This is a genomic window from Catenulispora subtropica, from assembly GCF_039531675.1.
Lineage (GTDB): Bacteria > Actinomycetota > Actinomycetes > Streptomycetales > Catenulisporaceae > Catenulispora > Catenulispora subtropica.
The window spans coordinates 103,372-124,952 of record NZ_BAAAQM010000027.1; the positions used below are offsets into that span (position 1 = coordinate 103,372).

The 21,581-nt window shown below is 72.3% G+C and carries 20 protein-coding genes and 1 pseudogene; 10 read left to right on the top strand and 11 right to left on the bottom strand.

All coding sequences use genetic code 11. The annotated features are described in order from the left end of the window. The first annotated feature begins 135 nt into the window (after nucleotides 1-135). From ABD466_RS23410 to ABD466_RS23425, 4 genes are all read left to right on the top strand, one after another. The gene (locus tag ABD466_RS23410; RefSeq protein ID WP_344659289.1) at nucleotides 136-2,526 is read left to right on the top strand and encodes a tetratricopeptide repeat protein; all 2,391 of its coding nucleotides are present in this window, start codon (nucleotides 136-138) and stop codon (nucleotides 2,524-2,526) included. Next, nucleotides 2,523-2,681, top strand: coding sequence for a hypothetical protein (locus ABD466_RS23415; RefSeq protein ID WP_344659290.1), 159 nt, complete (start codon nucleotides 2,523-2,525; stop codon nucleotides 2,679-2,681). Before ABD466_RS23410 ends, ABD466_RS23415 begins: the two co-directional genes overlap by 4 nt. Further along, nucleotides 2,678-3,175 carry a hypothetical protein gene (locus ABD466_RS23420; RefSeq protein ID WP_344659291.1) on the top strand — a complete coding sequence of 166 codons (498 nt, stop codon included), beginning with the start codon at nucleotides 2,678-2,680 and terminating at the stop codon, nucleotides 3,173-3,175. Before ABD466_RS23415 ends, ABD466_RS23420 begins: the two co-directional genes overlap by 4 nt. A 136-nt stretch (nucleotides 3,176-3,311) precedes the next feature. Next, a complete protein-coding gene (locus ABD466_RS23425) occupies nucleotides 3,312-4,562 on the top strand; it encodes a YncE family protein (RefSeq protein WP_344659292.1) in 1,251 nt (416 codons plus the stop codon). Between the two features lie 167 nt (nucleotides 4,563-4,729). On the opposite strand, the gene ABD466_RS23430 is transcribed toward ABD466_RS23425, so the two are convergent. Together ABD466_RS23430 and ABD466_RS23435 are read right to left on the bottom strand one after the other, a co-directional pair. Beyond that, nucleotides 4,730-4,966, bottom strand: coding sequence for a hypothetical protein (locus ABD466_RS23430; RefSeq protein WP_344659293.1), 237 nt, complete (start codon nucleotides 4,964-4,966; stop codon nucleotides 4,730-4,732). A gap of 107 nt (nucleotides 4,967-5,073) precedes the next feature. Next, a complete protein-coding gene (locus ABD466_RS23435) occupies nucleotides 5,074-5,616 on the bottom strand; it encodes a carbonic anhydrase (protein ID WP_344659294.1) in 543 nt (180 codons plus the stop codon). A gap of 92 nt (nucleotides 5,617-5,708) precedes the next feature. Between ABD466_RS23435 and ABD466_RS23440 the strand changes: the two genes are divergently transcribed. The 4 genes from ABD466_RS23440 (at nucleotide 5,709) to ABD466_RS23455 (ending at nucleotide 8,869) form a co-directional block, all read left to right on the top strand. Then, nucleotides 5,709-6,413: a TetR/AcrR family transcriptional regulator gene (locus ABD466_RS23440; RefSeq protein WP_344659309.1), complete on the top strand. Its 705-nt coding sequence runs from the start codon at nucleotides 5,709-5,711 to the stop codon at nucleotides 6,411-6,413. A 172-nt stretch (nucleotides 6,414-6,585) separates the two neighbouring features. Beyond that, the gene (locus ABD466_RS23445; RefSeq protein WP_344659295.1) at nucleotides 6,586-7,380 is read left to right on the top strand and encodes a GNAT family N-acetyltransferase; all 795 of its coding nucleotides are present in this window, start codon (nucleotides 6,586-6,588) and stop codon (nucleotides 7,378-7,380) included. Further along, nucleotides 7,377-7,601, top strand: coding sequence for a translation initiation factor IF-1 (infA, locus tag ABD466_RS23450; RefSeq protein ID WP_344659296.1), 225 nt, complete (start codon nucleotides 7,377-7,379; stop codon nucleotides 7,599-7,601). Before ABD466_RS23445 ends, infA begins: the two co-directional genes overlap by 4 nt. Nucleotides 7,602-7,693: 92 nt before the next feature. Then, nucleotides 7,694-8,869, top strand: a complete 1,176-nt coding sequence (locus ABD466_RS23455; protein WP_344659297.1) for a trypsin-like serine peptidase — start codon at nucleotides 7,694-7,696, stop codon at nucleotides 8,867-8,869. Nucleotides 8,870-8,947: 78 nt separating this feature from the next. Here the strand turns inward: ABD466_RS23455 and ABD466_RS23460 are convergent, their stop codons facing one another. From ABD466_RS23460 to ABD466_RS23475, 4 genes are all read right to left on the bottom strand, one after another. Beyond that, on the bottom strand, nucleotides 8,948-12,559 hold the full coding sequence (locus ABD466_RS23460; RefSeq protein WP_344659298.1) for a cell wall-binding repeat-containing protein: 3,612 nt from the start codon (nucleotides 12,557-12,559) through the stop codon (nucleotides 8,948-8,950). Nucleotides 12,560-12,671: 112 nt separating this feature from the next. After that, nucleotides 12,672-13,814, bottom strand: a complete 1,143-nt coding sequence (locus ABD466_RS23465) for a glycosyltransferase (protein ID WP_344659299.1) — start codon at nucleotides 13,812-13,814, stop codon at nucleotides 12,672-12,674. Next, nucleotides 13,811-14,563, bottom strand: coding sequence for a DUF2334 domain-containing protein (locus ABD466_RS23470; protein ID WP_344659300.1), 753 nt, complete (start codon nucleotides 14,561-14,563; stop codon nucleotides 13,811-13,813). The genes ABD466_RS23465 and ABD466_RS23470 overlap by 4 nt, the downstream gene beginning before the upstream one ends. After that, entirely contained in the window at nucleotides 14,564-15,910 is a 1,347-nt protein-coding gene (locus tag ABD466_RS23475; protein WP_344659301.1) for a glycosyltransferase family 4 protein, read from the bottom strand. 198 nt (nucleotides 15,911-16,108) lie between these two features. On the opposite strand from ABD466_RS23475, the gene ABD466_RS23480 reads away from it, so the two are divergent. Further along, nucleotides 16,109-17,302 (top strand): endolytic transglycosylase MltG, encoded by a 1,194-nt coding sequence (locus ABD466_RS23480; protein ID WP_344659302.1) that lies wholly within the window; start codon nucleotides 16,109-16,111, stop codon nucleotides 17,300-17,302. Nucleotides 17,303-17,365: 63 nt separating this feature from the next. Here ABD466_RS23480 and ABD466_RS23485 read toward each other — a convergent pair whose 3' ends face one another. Together ABD466_RS23485 and ABD466_RS23490 are read right to left on the bottom strand one after the other, a co-directional pair. Then, entirely contained in the window at nucleotides 17,366-17,749 is a 384-nt protein-coding gene (locus ABD466_RS23485; RefSeq protein ID WP_344659303.1) for a cupin domain-containing protein, read from the bottom strand. Nucleotides 17,750-17,812: 63 nt separating this feature from the next. Further along, nucleotides 17,813-18,601 (bottom strand): class I SAM-dependent methyltransferase, encoded by a 789-nt coding sequence (locus ABD466_RS23490; protein ID WP_344659304.1) that lies wholly within the window; start codon nucleotides 18,599-18,601, stop codon nucleotides 17,813-17,815. A 47-nt stretch (nucleotides 18,602-18,648) separates the two neighbouring features. Here ABD466_RS23490 and ABD466_RS23495 point away from each other — a divergent pair. Beyond that, nucleotides 18,649-19,224: pseudogene (locus ABD466_RS23495) on the top strand (helix-turn-helix domain-containing protein); the annotation flags it as partial. Here the strand turns inward: ABD466_RS23495 and ABD466_RS23500 are convergent. The 3 genes from ABD466_RS23500 to ABD466_RS23510 all read right to left on the bottom strand — a co-directional run bounded on the left by ABD466_RS23500 (nucleotide 19,221) and on the right by ABD466_RS23510 (nucleotide 21,192). Then, the gene (locus tag ABD466_RS23500; protein WP_344659305.1) at nucleotides 19,221-20,063 is read right to left on the bottom strand and encodes a MauE/DoxX family redox-associated membrane protein; all 843 of its coding nucleotides are present in this window, start codon (nucleotides 20,061-20,063) and stop codon (nucleotides 19,221-19,223) included. The pseudogene ABD466_RS23495 and the gene ABD466_RS23500 sit on opposite strands and share 4 nt — an antisense overlap. 98 nt (nucleotides 20,064-20,161) lie before the next feature. Then, nucleotides 20,162-20,764, bottom strand: coding sequence for a cell wall protein (locus tag ABD466_RS23505; protein ID WP_344659306.1), 603 nt, complete (start codon nucleotides 20,762-20,764; stop codon nucleotides 20,162-20,164). 14 nt (nucleotides 20,765-20,778) lie between these two features. Then, entirely contained in the window at nucleotides 20,779-21,192 is a 414-nt protein-coding gene (locus tag ABD466_RS23510) for an RlpA-like double-psi beta-barrel domain-containing protein (protein WP_344659307.1), read from the bottom strand. Nucleotides 21,193-21,581: the final 389 nt, after the last annotated feature.

Sequence of the window (21,581 nt, forward strand, 5' to 3'; positions counted from 1 at the left end):
GCAGCACGTTCGCGGTGTCTTCACTGTGCGGTGCCGTGGAGGGATGAGGCACGTATCCCGCCCAAGTCCGTCCGCCGACCTAAACTGGTCCCCCGCCCCTTCCGGGAGCGGTCAGCGTACGAAGAGGTGGCCCCGGTGACAGCTCCAGACGACGTCCCGGATCCCGACCAGGTCACCGACCTGCCGGGGTTCATCACCGCACTGGGCCGGCTCCGGCTGTGGGCCGGCGCGCCGTCGTACCGGACCCTGGCCCGGCAGGTCGGGCCGCTGCTGCGGCAGCCGCAGCAGGTGTCGGCCTCGACGCTGCGTGACGCGTTCCGGCCGGACCGCCGCCGTCTGGACTTCGACTTGGTGGTGGCCATGGTGCGCGCCCTGGGGCTGGACGCCGCCGAGGTGGAGCGCTGGCGGCAGGCCTGTGTCCGGGTGCACGCCGAGGCCAAGACCGGAGGGCCGGTCGGGGTGTTCCGCCAGCTGCCCGCGGATCTGCCGACGTTCACGGGCCGCGAGCCGGAGCTGCGGCGGCTGTTGGCGGCGGTGCCGGCGCCCGGGCCCGCACCCCGCGAGGCGGGCGGCGCCGCGGAGGCCGGAGCGCCGACCATGGTCATCTCGGCCATCGAGGGCATGGCGGGCATCGGCAAGACCCAGCTGGCGCTGCGGGCCGCGCACACGCTGGTGCGCGCCGGCCGGTACGCGGACGTGCAGCTCTACGTCAACCTGCGGGGCTTCGACCCGGACTGGCCGCCCGCCGACCCGTCCGCGGTGCTGGAGGCGTTCCTGCGGCAGCTGGAGGTCGCGCCGCAGCACATCCCGGAGGGCGTCGACGAGCGCGCGGCGATGTTCCGGGACCGGATCCACGGCCGCGCCGCGCTGCTGGTGCTCGACAACGCGGCCAGCGAGGAGCAGGTCAGACCCCTGATTCCGGGGAGCGCGCGCTGCCTGGTGATCGTCACGAGCCGCCGCACCCTGGCCGGGCTGGACGGCACCGAGCTCTACCGGCTGGACGTCTTCGGCACCGACGAGGGCGTGGCGCTGCTGACCCGGCTGGGCGGGGCCGAGCGGGTGGCGGCCGAGCCCGAGGCCGCGCGGGAGATCGTGGCGCTGTGCGGGCACCTGCCGCTGGCGATCACGCTGGCCGCGACCCGGTTGCGGTCCCGGCCGAGCTGGACGCTGGAGGGGCTGGCCGGACGGCTGCGGAGCGGGATCGCGACGCTCGCGGTCGCGGGGCGGTCGATGCCGGCCGCGTTCGACCTGTCGTATCAGGAGCTCGCTCCGGCCTCCCGCCGTATGTTCCGGCTGCTGGGCCTGCATCCCGGGCTGGACGCGACGGCCGGCTCGGCGGCCGCGCTGGCCGACCTGGATCCGGCCGAGGCCGAGCGGATCCTGGAGGAGCTCTGCGACGAGCACCTGGTGCTGCAGCGGACTCAGGACCGTTACGAACTGCACGACTTGTTGCGGGCCTACGCCGCCGAGCGCGCCGCGGCCGAGATGACGCCGGCGTCCCGGTCGGCCGCGGTGGCACGGGTCGTCATGTGGTACGCCGCGGCCATGACGGCGGCGGCCGCCGCGGAGTCGCCCGGCCGGACGCTGCCGCCGCCGGTCGCCGAGACACCGGACCACGTCCCCGGTTTCGGCGGCGCCGGGGAGGCGCTGGCGTTCTACGAGCGGGAGCGGTCCAATCTGGCGCGCGTCGTGGCGACGGCGGTCGACCAGGGGCTGAACGAGCTCGCGTGGTATCTGCCGGTGGTGACGCAGCGGCTGGCGGCGATCGCCGCGGACTGGCAGGGGCAGGAGCACCTGAACGCGATCGCCCTGGACGCGGCGGGCCGGAGCCACGACGACGTGGCGCGGGCCTGGGTGCTGCGGATCGTCGGCTCGTCCCGGCTCCAGGGCCCGGCTCCGGACCCGAACGGCGCCGTCGTGCCGCTGCTGCAGGCGCTGGAGATCTTCCACGACCACAAGGACCGCCTTCTGGAAGCGCACGTCCAAAGCGAACTGGCGCTGGCGCGGGCCAAGAGCGGACTGCCGGAGTCGGCGGTCGCGAACGCCGAGGAGGCGCTGGCGCTCTACCGGCAGGTCGGCGACGACCACGGCGAGATCGGCGCCCTGACGACGCTGGCGGTGTGCCTGCACGAGCTGGGCCGGCCGCGCGACGCTCTCACCATGGTGCAGCTGGTGGTCGCCAAGGCGAGGGAAGGCGGGTACCGCACGCGCGTGGCCTACGGCCTGCGGAACCTCGGCTACACGCATCTCGTGCTGGAGGAGTTCGAGGAAGCGCGGGCGGCACTGGAAGAGGCCGTCAAGGTCAGCGGGGACATCGGCGAGCGCTACATCCATCTCGACGCGATGAACGGGATCGCCCGCGCGCTGCACGACGCGGGACGCGGCGACGAAGCGCTCGAGCAGCACCGCCGGTTCCTCGAAGCCCTCGACGACCTGCCGCCGACCCTCGCCGAGCGGTTCCGGCAGCAGTTGGAGAAGTCGACTCTGCGCTATACGCCGGACGCCTCGGGAACGCTCAGCGAATGACCGCGGCCGCCGACCTGCCGTGGCTGCTGGTGGCGTTCGTGTTCCTGACGATCCGGCAGCCGGAGGCGGGGGCGTATGCCTCGGCCGATCGAGTGATCGGTCCGTGGTGGCTCACGATCATCGGGCGGCGATGCGGGCAGGCTCGACCGGTATGAGAACCCGCACCTTCCTGCGCGTCGCGCCCGCCGTAGCCCTCGCGGCCGTGACGACGCTGGCCACCGTCGAGCCGGCCCACGCCGGGCTCATCGACGGCAGCCTCAACAACCTCCACGCCGTCAAGAATTCCAACGCCCTCGGGGCCGTGTTCTCGAGCAACATCGCCATCGAGGAACGGAACGAAAGCAACCATCACGGGCACCTCGCCAAACATTCCCTGAGCGTCGCCGACGCCGATTCCAACAGCGTGCCGCGCCGTTGCGAGGCGACCGTGACGGTCACCGACTCCGACGGCGCCTCCGGGACCATGACCGTGGTGATCCCCGTGGACGTCCCCGCGTCGACCCAGGTGTCCATCCCCGACCAGGCCCCCGGCACAGCGTGGCACGCCGGCGACATGGACCACGTCACCGGGCACCTCGCCTGCTACGACACCCGGACCGGGGCGATGGTCGCGATGATCCTGCTGAACGAGGACCGCAAGGCGGACTGACCCGCGCCGCCGGTGGCTACCGCTCGGTACTACTGATCGGTAAGAAGTCTGCGAGCAGGCATGGACTCCTCAGCGAATCGATTCTATGTTCTCAAGGCCCCGATACACTCCTTTCGGACCGATCTTGGGAGCGCTCATGCCACGAAGACTCCGCCGGATCATCAGCGTCACCCGCGTCACCCGCGCCGCCCGCGTCCTCGCCGCGGGCGGCCTCACCGCCGCCGCCGTGGCGGCCGCGCCGATCGCCGCCACACCCGCCTCCGCCGACTCCGGCCTGCGCGACGTGCTCGTGGTGGGCAACGCGCAGGCGGGCACGGTCAGCGTGATCGACGGCCACACCTTCGCGAACCTCGGCTCGATCAACGTCATCCCGGACCTGAACCAGCGGATGTTCGAGATCGACATCAACCCGGTGTGGCTGGCCGGGTACCAGACGGTGAAGGCCGTCGAGGGCGGCGACCGGTTCGTCGACGACGCCACCATCTCGCCGGACGGCCGCACGCTCTACGTCTCCCGCGGCAACCTCGACGACGTCGCGGCCTTCGACCTGGCCACCCACGCCGAGCTGTGGCACACCCGGCTGGCCGGCTTCCACGCCGACCATGCGGCCCTGTCCCCGGACGGCACCCGCTACGTGGTCTCGGCGACCACCGCGCAGGTGGCGCAGGTCGTCGACACCGCCGACGGCGCCATCATCGGGTCCTTCCCGACCGGGACCTACCCGCACCAGAACGACTTCTCGGCCGACGGCGCCTACATCTACAACTCCAGCATCGGCATCACCTCGCTGCCGAAGTCCATGGAGTGGGCCAAGGGATCCTTCCAGCTGACGAAGGTCGACGCGCACACCCTGCAGGTAGTGCAGACCTGGACGCTCCCGCACGGCATCCGTCCCAACGAGATCGCCCCGGACGGCCACACCTTCTACGCCGATCTGTCGTACCTGAACGGCTTCGTGAAGTACGACCTCAGCACCTCCAAGATCCTCAACACCGTCCAGATGCCGTACGCCAGCGGCGGCGCGACCATGAAGCCCGACGACTACCCGAAGAACTCGGCGCACCACGGTCTGGCCCTGTCCGGCGACGGATCGAAGATCTGCGACGTGGGCACCATCGATGACTACACCGCCATCGTGGCGACCTCGAACCTCACCACGGCGGGCACCGTCACGTATCCCTCCGGCGCGCTCCCCTACTGGGGCCAGACCAGCGCGGATGGTCAGTACTGCTTCGTCTCGCTGAGCAACCGCGGCGAGGTGTCAGTGGTCAGCTTCGCCACCGCCACCGAGGTGGCGCGGGTGCCGGTCGGCGCGTTCCCCCAGCGGGAGCGGGTCTCGCAGATCGCCTCGTCGGTGGTCGGGAGTCTGGATCCGGCGGCGGGCTGAGCAGCCGGTTCGCGGCCCCGGAGAAGATCCGGGGCCGCTTCGTCCATCGGATTCGACGCGGACAGCGCCCTGCGCGCGGCGCTGATCGGAGAGCCGACGTGGAGATCGGCGCGCCCGGTTCCCGATCCGCCATCGCAAGGGCCTGACCCGGTCGGCCCGGGGCCGGATCAGCCCACCAGTCCGCCGCCGAGCCACGCCGCCGGCTGCGAGCCGGCGTAGATGAACACGGTCATCGTCGGGTACTCGTCGTCAGCGTCCTCGGTCGGCACATAAGTGTGGATCTGACCGCCGCCCTCGCGCTCGATCCCGTTGTGCAACGACCTGACGACAAGGATCGCCCCGTCGAGCGGGCCGCCGCGCAAGACGACGTTGGGCTGGTCGGGAGCCGCGGGTTCGGTAGCCATGGATCAACTGTCGCCCACTTCGGCCGAAGCCGCATGGGCGAGCCGGTCGCGGACAAGTCGGCCAGCCGGTTCGGGCCCACCTCCTCGGCCGGCTGTCCCCGGGACGTTCAGCCGGAGGCCGCGGGCCCGACGACCGTGCTGACGCGTCCGGTCTCGGTGTCGTACACGTGCCCGGAGACGCTGACCGCGGCCGGGATCAGGGGCGAGGCGAGCAGGCGCTCGACATCGGTGCGGACCGTCGCGTAGGGATCGGCGACCACCGAGGCGGCGAGCGCGTCCTCGGTCAGGCCGGTGGCCGCGGCGGCTTCGCCGCGGAACCCGCGATCGGCGAGGAAGCCGGTGCCGCACTGGGTGTGGTGGATGACGGCGACCTCGAACAGCGGGCCGGACAACTGGAACACGCGCCGGGCCAGGAAGGCCAGGTAGGCGAGCTCCTCGATGACCGCCGGCGTGACGCGGCCGCCGGCGTTGCGGATGACCGGGGCTTCGCCCAGGCGCAGGCCCAGGACGACGGCCGGATCGACGCGATGGTCGAGGCAGCCGACGACGATCAGCGACGCCGTCGGCGGGGCCAGCGGCTGGGGGCCGTGGTCGCGGACGAAGGCCTCGTTCCTGACGAGAAGGGGTTCCAGGCGGGTGGTGGAAGTCATGGCGGTCCGCCTCCAGACGCGATTATGTGGATGCTGTCCACCATAGCTCCCTTGGTGTACGGCGTCCACATTGTTATCCTGAGGGGGTGACCATGGCCCGCCCTGACGCCGAGAACGCGTCCGACCAGCTCGCGTCCGAGCAGCCCGCCTCGGACCAGCCCCCGCCCGGGCGCCGTCGGCCGCGGGGCGCGGTCCGCGCCGGCCTGATCGCCGCCGGCGTCGAGCTGGCGCGCGCCGGCGGACCGGACGCGGTGGTGCTGCGCGAGGCGACGCGGCTGGTCGGCGTCGTCCCCAACGCCGCGTACCGGCACTTCGCCGACCGGGACGAGCTGCTGGCCGCCGTGTGCGCCGCGGCGATGGCGGAGCTCGGGGACCGGATGGCCGCCGGGGTGGCCCAGGTGTCCGGCGAGCGCGACGATCCGGACGCGGCGTTCCTCCGCCTCGGCGCGATCGGGACCGCGTACCTGCGCTTCGCCCGCGAGGAGCCGGGGCTGTTCGCGACCGCGTTCGCCGTCCCGCAGCAGCACCCGTACATCGCGCCGACCGCACCGGCACAGGACGCCGCACCGGCGGTGGATCGCAGCCCCCTGGGTCAGCTGCGGGCGGCGCTCGACGACCTGGTGACCGCCGGCGTCCTGGACGCCGCGGACCGCCCGGGTGTCGAGTACCCGATCTGGTCCGGGGTCCACGGCCTCGCGGTCCTGACCGGGCAGGGCCCGCTGCGGGACCTCGACGACACCGAGCGTGCGCGCCTGGAGGAGCTGCTGCTCGTCTTCATCGCGAAGGGCCTGGAATAAGCGATTGGCCCGCACGGCCCCGGCTGATAGCGTGCGGGCAGCCGTGATCCCGACCAAGGAGGTGAGACCCGTGACCAAGACGACGATGCGGGTGCTCCCCTTTCGCATCACGGTGAGCGACTGACCCTGGCCGCCGGAGCGCCCCGCGAGGCACTCCGAAAGGCGACCAGAAATGAACATTCTGCATCCCCCCTCCCCGGCCGACCCCACGGTCGTGATCACCCGGGTCGCGGAACACCAGTGGCATGCTCTCGAAGACGACCAGGTCGTCGGACGCGGCGACGCCACGCACCGGCCGGACGGCCGTCTGTTCATCAGCATCGACTCGTGGCACGAAGCGGTCTTCCGCCTCCTCGCCGCCTCGATGCTGACCGAACTGCCGCGGCCGGTGTACACGGTGGTCGACGAGGCGGACACCGACCAGACAGCCTCCTGGCTCCTGGCCGGCTTCTCCATCGCCCGCCGAGAACGCGGGTACCTCCTTCCCACCGACCCGCGCACCACCGGACTCGCCACCGTCAGCCCGCCGGCCGGCGTGACGATCATCCCCGCGGGCCGCGCCGAGGAGGCACCCCTCCGCGCCCTCGACCGCACCCTGCGCGCCGAGATCGGCGCCACCGTCGGCTGGCAGACGATGCCCGCCGAAGTGATCCGCCTGCCGAAGGGCGACACGGTGGTGGACCCGTCGAAGTACGCGGTAGCCGCTCAGGGCTCTGACTACGTCGGCCTCCTCCGCCTGGCCGCCGTCACCCGCCAACCCCGCATCGGCCTGCTGGCCGTCCGCGCCGACCACCGCCGCCGCGGCATCGCCCGCGCCCTCCTGGCCCACACCCTCACCACCCTCCACCACGGCGGCACCCCCGCCGCCTGGGCCGAGGTCAATGAAGCCAACAGCGCCGCCACCGCTCTCCTCGAGACGGCCGGCGCCACCCTCACTAGCCACAACCTGGAACTGGTATACGCATGAGCAGAGTCAACAGAGGCATAGAAGTCGAGGGCACCGTCATCGACTGCCTGCGCAGCGCCAACTTCACCGTGGAACTGCAGAACGGCCACAAGGTGCTCGCCCACATCAGCGGCAAGATCCGCAAGAACCACATCAAGATCGTCCCCTACGACCGGGTCCTCGTGGAGCTCAGCCCCTACGACCTGACGCGCGGGCGGATCGTGTTCCGCTACCGGAACTAGTGTCCGCACTCGCTTGATTGTGCGATCACTGTGCGCGGGTTGTGAACTCTCGTCGTGACAATCAATCATCTCCACGACATAAGGACGGAACCTTGAGAGCACTCCTGCGCAACGTTTCCGCACGTGTCAGCACCCTGCTCCTGGCGGCGGGCGCGACCTCCATCGGGGTCGCGGCCGCTCCGGCGGCGCATGCCGACAGCGGGGCCGTCGAGCTCCCCCGGCTCGTCGCTCCGGGACCTGGCTTCAACCAGTCGCTTCGTGCCGAGATCGGCTACTGGACCCTCGCCAAGATGGCGGCCGCCGGTCTGAACGACGACGGTCAGGACGCCATCCCTCCGCAAAGTGGCGGGGACGACCTCAGCAAGCCGTGGAACGACGGCGCCACCGATGGCGGGGGCCTGATAGCGCACACGGCCGGCAAGCTCTTCATGACCCTCAAGGACGTCGACAACGGGTCGGTCCACGACGAGGCCTGCTCGGCCGACGTCGTCACGGGCGCCAACCAGAGCGTCGTCGTCACCGCCGCCCACTGCCTCGCCGTCCACACGCCGTTCGACCTCGGTGCGCAGTACGGCATGGGCAACACCCTGGTCACCAACGTCGTCTTCATCCCCGGGTACAACGGCGCCGCCCTGCCTCGCGGCACCACGAGCACGGCGCTCCCCGGTGCCGACATCGCGCCCTACGGCGTGTGGGGCGCGACCCGCGAGTGGATCACCGCGACCTGGGCCGGCAGCGCCGACTGGGCTCTCGGCCACGACATGGCCGCCCTCCTCGTCGCGAACCCCGACGACCCGCGGCCCGTCGCGCAGGTCACCGGGGCTCAGCAGATCGGCTTCAACCTGCCGCAGAACCAGTACGCGTACATGTTCGGCTATCCGCAGGCCAACGAGCGCAACTGGTACTGGTCGTTCAACAACAACGGCCAGCTCGCCAGCCACGGCGTCCCGCCCGCGCTCTGGCGTTCCTTCGACGGCCGCACGCTGACCGTCACCCGCGGCCGGTCGCAGGCCGACGCGGTCTACCCGAACGACGTCATGGACAGCGCCCAAGCCCCCGGGTGCAGCGGCGGGCCCTGGCTCCAGAACTTCGACCCGGCCACGGGCACCGGTGTCCAGACCGGGGTGAACTCGCGCTATCAGGACCCTGCTCAGGGCCCCAGCCCGTTGGGCTGGCTGGTCTGGCTTCAGGGCCCGCAGATGGAGGCGACACACTTCGGCGACCAGGAGCAGGCCGTCTGGCAGGCCGCTCAGAACGCGACACTGTAAGCGAAGAAAGCGAATCAGGAAGACAACAGGCGGGCGGACCTCACCAGGTCCGCCCGCCTCACGCCGAGGAAGCAGACCTCAGCCGGCCTTCCCCTTCACGGCCTTCGTCACCTGGTCGACGACCGACGGCGAGATCACGTTCGGCCCGCCGAACACCGACACCGACACCAGCGCGGGCTGCAATTGCTGCAACAGCGCCAACGTCTGCGCGTCCAGCGTCGAAGCGATCGTCACCAACTGCGCTCCGGCGTTCGCCGCGTAGGCGCCACCGGTGAGCGCGTCCGGGAATCCCGTCCCGGTCGCGATCCCGACCCGCGTGACCGCACCGCCCCCCGCGCCCATGGCCGCCGCGGCCCGTACCAGCTTCGCGTCCGTCTCGTAGCGATCGGTCCCGGCGTACACCTGCACGAACCCCCCGAGGTTCGCACTGGCGGTACCCGCCTGCCCGCCGACCGCCCACACCTTGGGTGCGGCCGCCGTCGACCCGACCGCCTTCGACCGCGCATACGCGGCCACCCGCGGGTCCAGCGTCTTCCCGTCGGTCGGCAGGATCGCCGCCGGCGTTCCGTTCACCGCTGCGGGCCCGGCCGCGAACGGACCCGCGGCCAGAGCGTCCGCGAAGTCCTGTCCGGTCGCCAGCACCACGTTCGCCGGGTCGCCCAGACCGCGCCGAGCGATGTCCAGCGCGGTGGCGTCGCGGTCCGCGCCGGAGTACCGGTTCACCGTGTACCCCATCGTCCGCAGCCGGCTCTCCACCGCCGGCGAGACCGCCGACTCGCCGCCCAGGATGTCCACCGTGCCGCTGGTGCCCAGCACCCGGTGGATCTCGTCCTCCGTCGCCTTCGTCAGCGCCTTCGGGTCCGTCAGCAGCAGCGGTCCGTGCAGCTTCGCCGCCAGCGGCACGCCGGCCAGCGCGTCCGGGAACATGTCGCCCCGCGCCAGCACGACGCCGTGCGCGGCGGCCCGTCCGGTGTTGTCGCCGCCCGCGTTCGCCCACTGCGCCTGCGAGACCGCGACACCGGTGAGGTACCGGTTGTCGCCCCACAGCCGCGACACCGTCGGGTTGCCCCCGGCCGGCGCGGGCGTCGGCGCCGGGGGTGGGGGCGCGGTCGTCCCGCCCCCGCCGCTTCCCCCGTCCGGCGGCGGGGGCGCGGCGACGCCGTTCCCGATGAACTGCGCCGTCATCGCGCCCTGACCGGTGTTCGCGGTGACCTCGTAGAAGGCCGACGCCGGCCCGGCCGTGTCCGGCTGGAAGTCGATCATCAGGGTGACGGTCTGCTCCGGCCCGATGACCATCGTCTCGTTCAGCGGCTTCGCCGTGCTGAACACCCCGGCCGGGGCCTTCGCCTTGGTGATGGTCAGCGGGATGTTGCCGTCGTTGCTGACCGTCAGCCGCTGCGTGCTCTTCTTCCCGACCGTGACGTCGCCGAAGTCCACGACCGGCGGCGTGAACGTCAGGTGCCCCTGCCCGTCGACCGCCGTCCCGGACAGCGGGATGGTCAGGGTGTCGTTCGTCGCGTTGCCGCTGGTCGAGTGGATGACGATGCTGTCGGTCGACGCCCCGGCCGCCGTCGGGTGATACGTCACCGACACGTCCACGCCCTGTCCCGGCGCCAGCACGGTGCCCGGATCCGGCAGCCCGGTCACGGTGTAGGGCCCGCCGTCCGCCGGGACGGTGATCGCGCCGACGGTCTCGTCGGTGGTCCCGGTGTTGACGATCCGCGCCGGCAACGTCGCCGGGAACCCGACCGGCTGGTCGGTGTCGAAGGCCAGGGCCGGCGGGTTGGAGCCCAGTCCGTCCTGCGTCCCGGTGCCCGTCAGCGAGACGCCGACCGTCCCGTCGGACTCGGTCTGGACCGACAGGATCGCGCCGATCGTGCCGGGCGCGGCCGGGGTGAAGGTCACCGGCAGGGTCAGCGTGTCGCCGGCGGCCATCGAGACCGGCTGGGCCAGGCCGCTGGTGTCGACGCCGAACGCCGCCGACGACGTCTTCGCCCCGGTGACCTTCAGCGCCTGGGTGGCCGTCAGCGTCACCGTGCCCGACGCCGTGGTGTGGACCGCCTGCCGCCCGAAGGAGGTCTGCGGCGCGGTCAGCGGCGCGGTGGTCGGGCTGCCGAAGCCCAGCACGTGGCCGTCGCGGGTGCCGACGTAGACGCGCCCTCGGTCGGTCGCCGGGACGGCGAACTTCGACGCGGTGCCGATCGGCGCCGAGAACAGCTCCCGCATGCTCCCGTCGGGGTTGGGCATCGCGTCGTAGGCGCGCAGTTCGGCGTTCACGCCGGTGGAACCGGTGGGCGAGTCGATGATCCAGACCACGGCGCTGCCGGAGGTGGTCCCGGTGGACGTGACCACCGGCGAGCCGCTGGTGTAGCCGAACTTGTCGGCCGTGGTGCCGGCGGAGGTCAGCGTCGGCGTCCCGGACGACGCCCCGTAGCGGAACGCCCGCAACGGGCCCTCGCTGCCGACCGCGTACACCCAGCCGCCGTCGCCGCCCCACACCGCCGGGTGCCCGAACTGCGCGGAGTACGGACCGCTGACGCTGACCACGGCGTCGGTCCCGCCCGGACCCTGGGCCATCCCGCCCAGGGCGTCGCGGTCGAGCACGAAGACCCGGCCGTCCTTGCCCTGCTCGATGGCCAGGTGCCGGCCCGAGGCGTCGGTGAAGTACTGCTCCGGCAGGCCGACCGGCCCTCCGGACCCGAGGTCCGTGTCGCCGAGGTCGAGGCTGGCGTTGTTCGCCGGGCTGAAGTAGTCGGCCGTGCTGAGCGTCTTGTCCGGGTTCACCTGCAGCCGGACGACCGCCTCCCCGAGGTTGTCCGGCAGCGCGCCGCTCCCGCCGTCCGGGCTGGCATGCGGGCTCATCCCGTTGCCGGTGGAGAAGAAGATCCGGCCGTCGCCGTCGGACATCAGGCCGCTGCCGGCCTGCCAGATGCCGCCCCCGGTGCTGACGCCGTCGGCCTCGTCGGTCCACATCGCCGTCTGGTGCCCGTCGGCGGCGTCCACGCCGACGACGAAGCCGCGGTAGGGCACCGCGTCACAGTGCCCGCCGAACCCGGCGTAGACCACGCCGTTCATGAGCAGCAGCCCGGGCCGCTGCATCTGGTGGAAGGCGTCGAACTCGGTGGTCGGGTCGTTGTCCGGCGAGCCCTTGATCTCCATGGGGAAGTTCTGCCGGTCCTGCCCGGTCGCCGCGTCGAGCGCGTACATGTACCAGTGGGCCGCGGTGTCGACCCCGCCGGAGTACGTCTTCGACGTCAGATAGACCGTGCCGGTCGCGGGGTCGTAGACCGGGGTCGACGTCACCCCGATCGTGGGAACCAGGTCGCCGCAGCTGACCGCCGACGCCTTGAAGGCCGGGCCCAGGTTCCGCTGCCAGGCGATGGCGCCGGTGACCGGGTCCAGGCCGTAGACGTTGTTGTTCTCGGTCGCCACGACGACGATGTTCCCGGCCACGATCGGCTGGGCGTAGACCTGGCCGTCGACCGCGGTGGAGAAGATCTGCCCGAAGGTCGAGGACGAGATGGTGGCCGGGTTCAGGCCCGGCTCGGACGAGTCCCACGCGCTGCGCAGGTTGTCGACGGAGATGGTGGTCGCGTCGGCGTGCGCCATAAGGGGCTGGGCCAGCGCGGTCCCGGTGATGACCGAGGCGGCCGTGCCGAGCGCGGACAGGCGGATGTGACGCTTCGCCACGACCAGATACCCCCTCCAGGCGGTGCCCGGATCCAGCGTGCGCCCGGGACACTCGCAAACTCTCCCCAGGATTTGCAGATCGCCAGATTGTCACCGCGGAGGAGGTCGGCTGTCAACGGGCCCCGACCCGCGGTGGCAGGGTTCTGAGCTGCGCGTGCACGCCGAGCATGGCGTTGATCGCCCGGGCCCACGGATACTGTTCGGCGCGGGTGCGGGCGGCGGCCCGGCGCCCGGCCTCGGGCCAGGCCATGACCTCGGTGACCGCGGCGGCGAGACCGGGGCCGGTCGCGGCGGCGGCGAGACCGGCTCCGGGGGCGAGGAGCTCGCCGGCTCCACCGGTGTCCGCGGTGACCACCGGAGTGCCGCTGGCCAGGGCTTCCAGGACCGACAGGCCGAAGGTCTCGGCCGGCCCGGGAGCCAGGACGACGTCCGCGGCGGCGAGGTGCGCGGCGAGGGCGGCGCGGTCGCCGAGGTGGCCGTGGAAGGTGATCGGCAGACCGGTGGCCGCGCGCTCCAGGTGGTCCCGCTGGCTGCCGGTGCCGTAGACGTCCAAGCGGACGGGGATGCCGGCGGCGGTCAGAGCTTTGACGGCCGCGACCGCCGCTATGGGGTTTTTCTCTACCGACAGACGGCCGCTGTAGACGAGCCGCCACGGCCGATCGCCCTCGGGCCGCGCGACCGGAAGACCGGCCGGACGCGGGCGAAAGGTGTCGAGATCGACACCGAGCGGGATCTCGCTCAGCTTCGCCGAAGTCCCCTCGAACTCCCGCCCGGCGAACGCCGACGCGACCACGACGACGTCGAACCCCTCCGCCAGGTTGCGGCTGCGGCGATGCAGCGCCGGACGCAACACCCGGTTCCCGGTCCGCCACGCGTGCGGGAAACGGGCCGCCGTCACGGCGTCGAGTCGCTCGTGGGAGATCAGCACGGCGCCGACGCCGTGCTTCCGGGCCCACGGACCGGCCGCGGCGAGCGTCGCCTTGTCCGACACCTCGACCGAGTCCGGCGCCAGCTCCTCCAGGAGCTCCCGGACCGGCCCGAAGCGGGGGATGACCCGGTACCCGCCGCTCACCGGGACCCCGGGGAAGGTGACGACGAGTCCTGCCGCGGTCTCTTCGCGGGCGTGCCGCCGGCCCGGGATCACGAGCACGCGCTCGTGCCCGGCGTCCGCGTAGCCGCGGCCGAGCGCGTCGACGACGGTCCGCAGCCCGCCGGAGGTGGGGGTGTAGGCGTTCGCGAGCTGGACGATCCTCACCGGGCCGCGACCGCCGCGCCGCGCATCACGAGCCCGGAGTAGGTGCCGGCGCGGTAGCCCGCGGCCAGCGCGTCGTCGATGACGGCGAGCGTGGTCGCGCGCAGGCCGGGGCGGTCCAGGTCGTCGGGGTGCAGGGCGACGCGGAATGAGCGGCCGGATCGCGCCATCGCCGCGGCCGACGTGCGCATCAGCCCCGCGGCGAGGCCCTCGCCGCGGCCACCGGGGCGATGGGACAGGGCCGGGAGGGTGTGGCGGCGGTCGGTGATGAGGTCGTGCACGAACAGGTGCGAGGTCGTATAGCGCAGGCCAACGCGGCGCAGGGCCTTGTACGCGCCCGGGGACGCGAGCCAGCCGGGCGGGTGGAAGCCGGCCGGCTCGATGGCGAGGGCGGCCAGTTCGGCCAGGCCCACGGTGAGCCGGCTGGTCGCCTCGGCCTCGTCGAGGGCTGCGAACTCGGCGGCGCCGCGGGCGATGAGCCGCGCGGCCGCGCGGCGCCAGGGCGCGCCGTCCGGGCCGGCACGGTGCGCCCAGCCGTGCAGCGCGAGCTCGTGGCCGCGGGCCTCGGCGGCGTGCAGTTCGGCGACCAGATCGGGGTTCCGGCTCAGCCGGGACCCGCGCCACGGGCCGGGGATGACGAGCAGCGTGGCCGGGACGCCGCGGGCGTCGAGGTCGGCCAGCCAGCGCCCGGTGGCGGGGGCGGAGGCCGGGGCGATGTCGTGGATCGAGACGAGGAGGTTCGGGCGGGGCATTCAGGCGGCCGTTTCGAGGTCGGTCGGGGGGTGGGCCGGTGGGGCGGTCTGGGCGGCTGCGGTCTGGGTGGCTGCAAGCTGGGCGGCTGCGGTCTGGGCGGCTGGGGCGGGCTGAACGGCCGGGGCGGTCTGGGCGGCCGAGGTGGAGCCGGTTCCGGCATTGGCCGCGATCGTGGTGGTGATGAAAACGGCGTCGCCGCCCGAGCGCTCAGCGACCGGGACGCTCGGGGTGCCGAAGGCGACCGGACCGTGACCGCCGACGACGGCTTCCAGATGCCGCAGGAGCTGGTCCCCGACCGCGCTCCACGTCCGGCCCTCCACCTCGGCGCGGGCGTTGAGCCCGTACAGGTCCCGGAGGTCACGGTTCGCCGCCAGTCGCATGACGGCGGCGCGCAGCTCGTATACCGAGTCCGGCTCGTACAGCAGCCCGGTCCGGCCGGGGGTCACCAGGTCCAGCGGCCCGCCGGCGGCCGGCGCCACCACGGGGACGCCGCTGGCCATGGCCTCCTGCACCGACTGGCAGAACGTCTCGTCGGCGCCGGTGTGGACGAACACGTCGAGGCTGGCGTAGGCGCGCGACAGTTCGAGACCGTCCAGGAAGCCGGTGAACGTCGCGGTCGGCAGCGCCTCGCGCAGGCGTCCCTCGGCCGGGCCGTCGCCGACGACGACCAAGCGGATCCCGGGCAGCCCGCTGAGGTTCGCGAGCAGATCCACCCGCTTCTCGGGGGCGAGCCGGCCGACGTAGCCGACGACCGTCTCCCGGTTCGGCGCCACCGCGTGCCGCAGTCGCTCGTCCCGGTAGCGCGGGTGGAACCGCTCCGCGTCGACCCCGCGCCGCCACAGCGCGAGGCGCGGGAAACCGTGGTCGTCCAGCAGCTTCATGGTGGCGGTGGACGGCACCAGCGTGAGTTCGGCCTGCGCGTGGATGCGGCGCAGCCAGGACCAGATCACCTTGTCGGTGCCGCGCAGCCCGTAGCGGCGGGCGAATCCGGCCACGTCGGTCTGGAACACCGCGACGCAGGGGATCCCGAGCCTGCGCGCGGCGGTGGCCCCGGCCCACCCGAGGCTGACCGGGGAGGCGAGGTAGACGACGTCCGGCTGGAACTCGCGCAGGCGCCGCACCAGCCGCGCCATCGGCAGGCCGACGACGAAGGACCGGTACCCGGGCAGCGCGAACCCGCCGACCGCGGCCACCTCGTGGCCGGCGTACTCCGCCGGTCCGGGCTTGGCCGCGACGACGAGCGCCTGGTGGCCGTGTGCGGCGAACTGCTCCAGCACGCGGCAGACCGAGTTCGTGACCCCGTTCACCCGGGGGAGGAACGATTCGGTGATGACGGCTATACGCACACTGCACAAGATGGGGCCGTCAGGTGGAACGCGGATATTCATCATGAGATGACCCGCACAACCTGAGGTGAAGGAATGGGGGGACGATCCGCGACACGCTCGACCGGGACCCCCATCTGGGGGTATGAACCTGCGCCGCGCCCCTCCCCCACGCCATGATCAACGCCAAGTAAGCGTTCGATCATCGGGAGTAACGTAGTGCGGGACACCGAAGGCCGCGAGGACACCGAAGGCCGCGAGGGCGACGCGGGCCACGAGGGCTACGAGGACTACGAGGGCTACGAAGACCCGCCGCCGACGCGCGCCGACCGCCTTCGGGCCTGGGCTCCCCTGGCGCTGCCGGTCGTGGTGCTCGGGGGCATCGCGGCTCTGGTGTTCGCCGGCATCGCGATGTTCGCGGACTCCGGCCCGCATTACCCGGACTACTCCAAGGGCGGCTGCGCCGCCGACGACAAGCACAAGGTGCTGGTCGAGGTGCAGCGGGGCGCCACCGGCAAGGCGATCGGCGACGCGCTGTTCGACGCGGGCGTGGTGCGCAGCTCCCAGGCGTTCGTCGAGGCGGCCGAGCACAACCCGGCCTCCCGGGACATCAGCACCGGCACCTACTGGGTCTGCCCCGAGATCAGCGCGGCCGCCGCCATCACCGAGCTGCTCAAGCCCTCGAACCTGTCCCCGGATTCGCTGGTCGAGATCAAGCCGGGCGACTACAGCTGGGAGACGGTGCGGGCGCTGGCGAAGAAGCGGGAGTGGGACCGCGACGATCTCCAGCGACTGATCGACACCAACCAGATCGGCCTGCCGCCCTGGTCCAAGAGCGCGGACGGGCACTGGACCGCCGAGGGCATGCTGGCCCCCGGCCGCTACATCCTGACCAGCGCGGACACCCCGCAGGGAGTGCTGTCGACGATGGTGAAGGCGCGGGTGGACGAGCTGACCAAGCTGGGGCTGGAGAGCAAGGCGTCGGCCCTGAGGTGCGCGCCGTCGCGCCACTGCACGCCGGAGGAGGCGCTGATCGTCGCCTCGCTGGCCGAGGCCGAGGTGACGAAGGCCGACCCGGACGGCCGCGCGGTGTCCGAGGCGGTGCAGAACCGGCTCAGCCGGGGCGACTTCGTGGGCGTGGACGCGACGACGAAGTACTGGCTGAGCCTGCAAGCCGGCAAGCGGGTGGCGGTGACCCGGCGCGAGGTCACCGACCCGAACGATCCGTATGCGACCGGAGGGCACAAGGGGCTGCCGCCGACGCCGGTGAGCATTCCGTCGAAGCAGATGATCGAAGCGGTGCTGTCGCCGACGGCGGACCACTATTACTACTGGTGCGCCGGGGGCAGTGGGACGAAGTTCTTCAAGGAGAGCGAGAAGAGCGCGTTCGAGCAGGCGTGCCTGGAGCACTGAGTCGGGGCGCTGCGTCGGAGCGCGCCGAGTCGGAGCGCCGAGTCGGAGCGCCGAGTCGGAGCGCTAGGCGGGAACGAACAGGCACTCGAACGGACCGTCACCGACGCCGGCCGTACGGTGCCCCACGCCGGTGACGTCGGCCGCGAGCACCAGGTCCCCCGGCGAGAACCACCGCACCTCGCCGCCGGAAGTGGTGACCTCGATGGTGCCACGCAGCATGACCACCCACTGCACGGCCGGCGCCGGGTGCGGCACGCTGTCGAAGCCGTCGCTGCGGACGTAGGCGGCACCGGCCGCCGACGGCAACGCCCCGACCAGCATCGGCGGCACGCCGGTGGTGACGATGCGCGGATCGAGGGCCAGTTCGCCGTCGCTGAAGCGGGAGCCGCCGTCGGTCGTGGTCTCGATGCGGGTGTACGTGACGGTGGTGGAGGGCGCGTCAGTCATGAGAATGAGTCTGGGCCGACAGGCACGCTCCGTGCGATTCCCTGGGAGGAATCGAACACTGACTCACATCCGTCGCGCTGTCCAGACCGTCCGGCTTCCATGAACGACGAGGTCGTCACGGCGCAGAACGGACGCGGGGCCGTCGGGCGCCAGCAGCAGGTCGAGCGTGTCGAGATCGTCCTGTTCCAGCTGGCCGCCCAGGCGATGGCGCAGGCCGCCAAGCACCTTGAGCGCGTAACGCCGAGCAGCCGGCGGAGCGGGATGCACGTTGTAGTCGAAGTCCTGCTCCTCCACCTCTGCGAATCCAGCCCGTTCCAGGTGCTTGGTCCAGTTCGGGTACGAGTTCCACCCGAGCCGCGCGGCGAGTGCGCGGCACCGCCCCTCCAACCCCGGCCGTCCGATGCCGATGTCCTCGGGCAGGAAACGCGGCAGACCGTCCATCTCGACGACCGCGAGCAGGCCGCCCGGGTTGACCGCCCCGTGCAGGGCGGCGAGCAGGCGGTCGGGTTCGCGGAGGTGGTGGAGCGAGGAGGCGGCCCAGGCCAGGTCGAGGCCGTCGGCGGCGGCGGGCCAGGTGGCGTCCAGGTCTGCCGGCACGATGCGGACCCGGTCGGCGGGCGCCACGGAGGCCAGCCGGTCGAGCATCACCGGCGACTGGTCGATCGCGATCAGTTCGGCCGTCGGGAAGCGGTGCGCCAGTGCCAGCGTCCCGGTTCCGGTTCCGGCTCCGACGTCCGCGATGACGCGGGGTTGCGGCGGGGTGCGGGCGGCGACCCATTCGATGACCTGGTCAAGGTGGCTTCGCACTACCTCGGCGTCGAGGTCGAGGGTGTCCGCATTGTGGTGTTCCATGCTCCGAGGATAAGCACCTCGTGCCCATCCGGCATACACTCTTGCCTATGGAGCAAGAAGTCATCAGGGAAGCCGACGTGGACGCCTTGATCCGTCAACGCATCCGCGGCCTGCGCCTGGCCCGCGGCTGGACGCTGGACGCCCTGGCCGCGCGGTGCAACCTGAGCCCGTCGAACCTCAGCCGCATCGAGACCGGCCGGCGGCGGATCGCCCTGGACCAGCTGGTCCCGATCGCCCGTGCCCTGGGCACCACGCTGGACCAGCTCGTGGAGTCCGCCGACGACGAGGACGTCGTGATCCGGCCGCAGTCCAGCGACTCACCGGGGCTGACCACGTGGCTGCTGTCGCGCGAACGCTCGCTGCACGGCGTCACCGTCGCCAAGATGCGCATCACCGCGGAGCGGCCCACCGGCCCGGAGCACCTACGGGTGCACCCCGGCCGCGAGTGGTTCACCGTGCTGTCCGGCACGGCCCGGCTCCAGCTGGGCGAGCGCACCGTCCTGGTCCGCGCGGGCGACGCCGCCGAGTTCTCCACCATGACCCCGCACGCCATCGGCAGTCAGGGCCCCGCGGTGGAGATCCTCACCATCTTCGACCAGGACGGTGAACGCACCCATCTTCACGACACGGCCAGCGCCTCGACCTCCCCCGGCACCTCGGCCTCGTCGACCAGTGTCACCCGGATCGCGTCGAGGTCGGGACCGACGGCGCGTTCGAAACCCTCGAGCGGCACCGCGAACACCGCCGTGGCCCGCCGGTCGGGCAAGCGCGCGCCGTAGACCAGGATCCGCCAGCCGTCGGCGTCCCAGTGTTCGAGCACGTCCGACGCCAGCCACGGCGACGCCTCCCGGTACGCCGGGCTCCGGACCAGGGCGCTGAGCGTCGCCTGCAACGGCACCTCGTCCGGCGCGCCGGACAGCGGACGCGTCACCCGCACCCGCAACCGGCGCAGCGGCGTGAGCCACAGCCGGTCCAGCTCCGCCGACAGCATCACGAACAGCGCCGTCTCGGCGAGCAGGAGCAGAGCGAGCGGAGTCAGCGGCGGCGACTGCCACCACTGCGGCGCCTTGTCCACCGCGGCGACGACCGCGGCGGCGAGCAGCAGCCCGGCGCGGGCGAACGCGCGCCAGGACAGCTTGGCCTTCTTCTTGCCGAGACAGCCGCACGACGCTTGGGGCGTCGCCACCACGGCATACCCGAGGTAGCCGAGGAAGCCGCACGCGAGCGCGGCGGCCGCGAGGGCGGTCGGGCGGCCCGGGGCGACCAGCAGCGCCAGGGCGAGCAGCGCCTCCCCGGCGCCGAGCGCGAGGTAGGCGGCCGGGGCGAGCCGGGCGCCGAGCAGCCGGTGGAGCGCGGTGCCGGCCACGCGGCCGCGGGGATCGCCGCCGACGGTCTTGGCCAGCCCCGACCAGCCGAGCACGCCGGCCAGGAACAAGGGCTGGGCTTGGGCGGTCCATGTCATGGATCAACCTCCTGTCGGTGCCGGAACGCCGGCGGCGCGCGCCGCGCCTTCGGGGCGCGCGCCGGGGCGGTGGTGCGGATGAGCGCCGTTCCGGCGGCTCAGACCTTGGCGTACACCGTCGAGACGTCGATCTCGGCGGTGTCGGGACGCCAGGCGCCGACGACGTGGACGTGCCCGCCGACCGGCACCATGGACAGGTCCGTCACCGCCGGTGTGCCGTTGTAGACGGCGGCGCTGACGCCCTTGACCACATGGCCGGTGATCTTGTTGCCCTGGTGGTCCAGATGCACCCGGTCCGAGGCCAGGGTCACCACGTGGGCGTCCAGACTGACGATGTTGACCCACAGCGCGTCGGCGGCCAGGCTGCCGTCCGGCATCCGCACGCCGCGCGCGTAGAGGCCGTCGCCGACCTGGGCCGCGCCCAGCGTGGTGGGGGTCAGCTTCCAGACGCTGGTGGCACTGGTCGCCTGGATCCGGTTGAGGGTGCCGTCCGAGCCGGTCGCCAGGATCATCGACCCGTCGATCTTGGTGATGCGGCCCTCGGCGAACGCCGGGTCCGGGGTGCCGGGGGCGACCGCCGGTCCGGTGGCGCCGAACGCCGCCTCCGGGGCCAGGGAGCCGAGCGCGGTGGCGCCGACGATGGTCGCGCCGCCGAGCGCGGCGCGGGTGAGGAACTGACGGCGGTCCACTGGAGTGGTCATGGTGTCCCCCGCCCCTACGCGACCGTGTCGATCTTGACCGGGATCAGCCCGCTGGACAGGCTGGCGATGGCGCTGAACGCCGAGGCGGTGAGGTCCACGAGCCGGTTGGTGCCGCAGGACGAGCCGCAGCAGGTCCGCTCACCGCAGAACTGGTGGGTGTTGGGCCCGCAGTCCGCGATGGAGCTGCCGACCTCCTTGCCGTTGCACAGGTTGGTGACGTAGTGCACGAACCCGCAGCCGCGCTGGGTCAGACTGACCCCGCAGGCTCCCGGGTCGGTGATGCTAATGCACGCTGCTGAGGCGGCGGGCCACGCATGCTGATGCTTGCTGGAGCTGCAGTTCCCGCAGGCGCCTCCGCCGGCGGAGCCGCACGGGCCCCAGGCGGTGCCGCAGCAGAACCACGACGCCTCGCCGATGACAGCGGTCATCCGATCCTCCTTACGGTTGTGGCATGACGATGACGGTGAGACCGGCCATGGACCGGTGTGGTGCCGTGTGCAGCCGCGCGCGCAGGTGGAGCAGGGTGGAGAAGGAGGCGAGGTGAATATATTCGAACTTTCATATACGGCGCCAGACTCAGAACAGACATAAATCCACGGATGGTGTTGTTGAGTCCTGCGCTGCCGCCTGGTGCAGCGCCGCGTCGGTCTTTCGGGGGACAGGTCGGGTCGCTGCGTGGGCGTGGGGACAGGTCGGGTCGCTGCGTGGGCGTGGGGACAGGTCGGGTCGCTGCGTGGGCGTGGGTGTGGGCCGCTTCCGGGTTGGGCGCGGGGGTTGTGGGTGTGGTGCTGTGGTGTCGGGCGGGTTGTTGTTGGTG